The sequence below is a fragment of the Methylobacterium sp. WL12 genome, assembly GCF_008039475.1.
GTDB classification, from domain to species: Bacteria; Pseudomonadota; Alphaproteobacteria; order Rhizobiales; family Beijerinckiaceae; genus Methylobacterium; species Methylobacterium cerastii.
In genome coordinates, this window is the sequence record NZ_VRUW01000169.1 from 1 (window position 1) to 3496 (window position 3496).

The following is a 3496-nucleotide window of genomic DNA, read 5'->3' on the forward strand; positions in this document are numbered from 1 at the left end:
CTAGTCACCTGATTTATTTATATGCTCTAGCTGCTCATTTGCTACTGTTCTTGCATCGACTGCAATATCAATAAATCTATCGATTTGAGTCTTGGTATGATTAGCCATGACTTGAAGACGCCAGCGACTCGTATTTCTACGCACGGCAGGATATTCAACAAGATTAGTAATACCGCCGTTTTTAAGAGTGTGATGTGTTATTAAGCGAGAAATAGCATTATCGCCAAGTATTACAGGTACGATCGCACTAGATTTTCCTAATACGTCAAAACTGTTTTCCGTCATATTTTTTCTCATATACATTACATTGCTTAAAAGCTTACCTCTGAGTTCCGCCCCCTCATTGCTGCAAATAATATCAAGGCATTTGATTACTATTGAGCATTGAATAGGTGAAAGCGCATTAGTAAAAGTAAGCGGTCCACATCCATAACGTAATGCTAGTTTGAGATTGGGGTTATTGCAGGCAACATAACCACCGTTTGATGCGAATGTCTTCGAAAAAGACCCCATCAGTATGTCAGGAATGCCACTTATACCTTGTATTTCAAGATATCCGCCCCCATTATCTCCTATTGCACCCATATCATGGGCTGCGTCTACTAAAAGCGTGGCGCTATGTTTTTTGCATGTGCTTTGAAGAGTACTTATATCTGGAACATCACTATCCATTGAAAATACGGTCTCGGTCACTACTAATATGCCAACATTAGGATTTTCCGCGCGAATCCTCTCTAAATGCTTTAATACATGCTCGTGAGACAGATGTGGAAAGCTTATTACATTAGCAGTAGCCCCACGCGCACCCTCATGTAGACACGCATGCGCAAGGTTATCAATAACAACGTAATCCTCGGGCCCAACAAGAGTCTTTATGACCCCATAACCAGCACCCCATCCAGTAGGGAACACTGTGCAATCTTTATACCCAAAAAATGAAGCAAGACGCTCTTCTAGTTCCATCGATAATCTGGTGTTCCCCATGAGCGCAGCCGAACCAGCGCTATGAACTCCAAAGTCATCAATTGCCTTTTTAGCAGCCTTATGGACCTCTGGATGGCTTGAGAGATTGAGATACTCTTGAGATCCAAAGTTTACACCACTTAGCCTACCGCCATTGCGTAAACCAGCCTCACATTCCGTTGCAATTTTCGTAGACGTAAACTTAGAATATGGATCAATGCCGGCATCTAAGCGCCTGTCCCACCAGCTTTGATGCGAACTCCACCTGTCTAAAAGATCAACAGCTGTTCTATCTATATAGTCTAATAGTGATCCATTTAGGAGTGCTTTGTCGAGCTGGTTCATTAACTTACTTTTCCCAGTCAAAACTTATAGGCGGATGTATCACGCAATAAGAACCAATTATTGGCATCTTTAACGGCATCTACGTAGTATCACATGCGCATGAGTACGATTGCCGGAGGCTATGAGTTTAAGATATTATCCCGAAACCGGGGACATTGCAAAGGCCGCTGGGATCTGCCACGCTCAACAATAAGACCAATGATTGGCTAGAGTTTTGGATTAGGAAGCAATCGGAATCTAATACGTAGCCTAACCGTTAATATGATATCACACCAATTTGTGGAATTTTAGAATTGTTCTATTCGGTCATGAAAAGTATCAAAGATCGAGCTGAAGTCGATCAATTTTGGTCAATGAATATAACCTCTGGTGCACGTGGCCCAGAGGATAAGATAATATTTAACGACCTATATTCGCTTGCTTGTGATACTGCAGAAATGTTTAAGTCTTTCAAAGTTTTGCCGCATGATCGAATTGTTACATTATTGCCGACCGGACGAGCACTAATTCAATCCATACTTGGAAGTTGGGCATCTGGTGCTGTTGTATCAGTAGTTTCACCGTCAATTGATATTGGGAGATCTTCTCTTTCACTAGAGCGTCTCGTAGAAATGCTTGAGATCGCCCGACCAAAAGTAATAATTTATTCCGCTGATGATGTATCTGAACTAAAAATCGTGGCCGATGAGATTGGTGCAGTTCTACTTCATGTAGATCAACTTCCCAAAATTCCAACTTATATGAATACAGAAGCTCATACAAACTGCTACGACGATCCTGCTATTATACAATTTACTAGCGGCAGTACCGGACTTCCGAAAGCTGTAGTTATAGAACATGGACAACTAGTCGATAATGCTCGTACAGTTGCGTCTTGGACAGGCTTTACTGCTGACGACTGCTTTGTGTCTTGGTTGCCGCTCCATCACGATTTTGGATTTGTAATATCGTTTTGCATGCCTTTGTTATGCTCTGCAAAGCTAGTTTTAATTCCGACTGAGTCATTTGGACGAAACCCGCTAATTTGGCTCAAGGTGATGTCCGAGCAGAAAGCTACGTTTTCGGGAGCGCCGCCCTCTGGAATATCGATACTAACTAAATCCGTATTTTCACAAAAAGCTGCAAGCTACGATCTTTCTAGCTTGCAATGCTTATGGCTTGGATCTGAACCTGTATCACCCATATTGTGCGACGAATTTGAAAAAGCGTACAAAAAATCCGGCCTAAAAGAGGGGGTTCTTTCTGCTGCTTACGGCATGGCCGAAACAACTTTAGCAGTTTCTGTAAGACCGCAGAATAGCTATAGAAATACCGCTTGGATAAGCAAAGAAGATCTTTATAAGAACGGCAATATTACTTTATTGGCCCCTTTTTCTGATGGTTCGATACCATTTTTATCAAATGGCCCATCGATACCTGGAGTAAAAGTTACAGTTCGTGATGATTTCGGTAATGATATTAATGAATGTAAGCAAGGTCAGATAGCCGTCTCTTCATCTATGGTTACAAACGCTTACTTTGGATCTATGGATACTCCACAAAAAGATGGTTGGTTTGAAACTGGAGATTTAGGTTTTTTGAAGGGTAACGAGGTATTTATTACTGGCCGATCGAAGGACGTTTTGATAAAAAACGGAGTAAATATGCCTGCCCATTTAATTGAAGAAGCTGCATTTCGATCTTTTCCAAACAATATAACTCGTGCCGTTGCTTTCTCCGTAGCAAGTGAGAAAGATATGCGAGATCGCGTAATATTAGGTATCGAAATTCGAGGTAAGATTGAAGGAAATATCCAAACTCAATTACGTTCTTCGATTATAGAAATACTTGATTTCCCTGTCGACGAAGTATTAATTCTTTCAAAGGGGTCAATTCCAGTAACGACCTCTGGAAAAACTCAAAGAACGAAGGCAAAATCTCTTTTCCAAAGCGAAGACCTAGGTGTTCAAGTCTAGTATAAATGGCAACCGCAAAATGTCTATAAATAAACAAGATCTGATTGTAGATAGCATCATTGGTGTGATGCGTAAGTTGGCCCTTGAGGGAGATCTGCCAAGTGATATAAAATCAGTTCCGCTTTCCGCGGAAACTAAACTAGGATCGTTGGGATTTGATAGCCTTGCGACGATGCTCTTCATAACTGAACTCGACGAAAAATATAATGTTTATATTCCGGATTCTATAATCA

General features: G+C 41.1%; 3 protein-coding genes. 2 read left to right on the plus strand and 1 reads right to left on the minus strand.

Going from position 1 to position 3496, the window contains the following annotated elements; translation table 11 throughout:
• Positions 1-1308 (minus strand): pyridoxal phosphate-dependent aminotransferase family protein, encoded by a 1308-nt coding sequence (locus FV226_RS27000; protein WP_147765339.1) that lies wholly within the window; start codon positions 1306-1308, stop codon positions 1-3.
• A 293-nt stretch (positions 1309-1601) separates the two neighbouring features.
• On the opposite strand from FV226_RS27000, the gene FV226_RS27005 reads away from it, so the two are divergent.
• Both FV226_RS27005 and FV226_RS27010 read left to right on the plus strand, forming a co-directional pair.
• Complete coding sequence (locus tag FV226_RS27005) at positions 1602-3263, plus strand: AMP-binding protein (RefSeq protein WP_147765340.1); 1662 nt, start codon at positions 1602-1604, stop codon at positions 3261-3263.
• Positions 3250-3496: phosphopantetheine-binding protein (locus tag FV226_RS27010; protein WP_210246558.1), on the plus strand; the 247-nt coding region annotated here is incomplete at its 3' end. The genes FV226_RS27005 and FV226_RS27010, both read left to right, overlap by 14 nt.